At 75.8% G+C, this 596-nt stretch carries 1 protein-coding gene; it reads left to right on the forward strand.

Annotation, left to right across the window (positions count from 1 at the left end):
* Positions 1-352 (forward strand): RNA polymerase sigma factor (locus tag AWZ10_RS29805; protein ID WP_279616647.1); only part of this gene is annotated, 352 nt, incomplete at its 5' end.
* Between the last annotated feature and the right edge of the window lie 244 nt (positions 353-596).

The following is a 596-nucleotide window of genomic DNA, read 5'->3' on the forward strand; positions in this document are numbered from 1 at the left end:
CCATGCCGCCGCCGTCGCGCGGCTGCCGAGGCCCGAGTCCGAGCGGGACTTCGCCGACGTGGTCGCCGGGAACCTCGACGACCGGGCGTACCTGCGGGCCGTACGCACGGCGGTGGACCGGCTGCGGCGCCCCGAGCGCGAGGTGCTCGCCCTGTGTGCCTGGGGCGGCCTCGACTACGCCGCCGCCGCCGAGGCCCTCGGTGTCCCCGTCGGCACCGTACGCTCCCGGCTCTCCCGGGCCCGCGCCAAGCTCGCCGCGCAGCTGGGCGGCGGGGAACCCGGCCGTGGGCGCGGACAGACAAGAGGCGGCCACATCTCCGTGGCCGGGCCTATCAAGGAGGGGAACCAGTGAACGAGGATCCGTCCCCCCGAGGCGTTCCGTCATCGTCGGGCGTTCCGCGCGCCGAGGATCGGGAACTTCCGCCGGGCCGTCAGCGCGCCCTGAGGGAGCACCTGATGCGTGAGATCGAGAGCAGGACCGGAAGCAGCACCGAGAGCCGGACCGAGATCCGGACCGAGGGCGCGGGCGACACCGGTCCGGGCGCACGGCGGTTCTGGAGGCGGCCCGCCTTCGTCGCGCCCGCCGTGGCAGCCGC

The organism is Streptomyces europaeiscabiei, from assembly GCF_001550375.1.
GTDB classification, from domain to species: domain Bacteria; phylum Actinomycetota; class Actinomycetes; order Streptomycetales; family Streptomycetaceae; genus Streptomyces; species Streptomyces europaeiscabiei.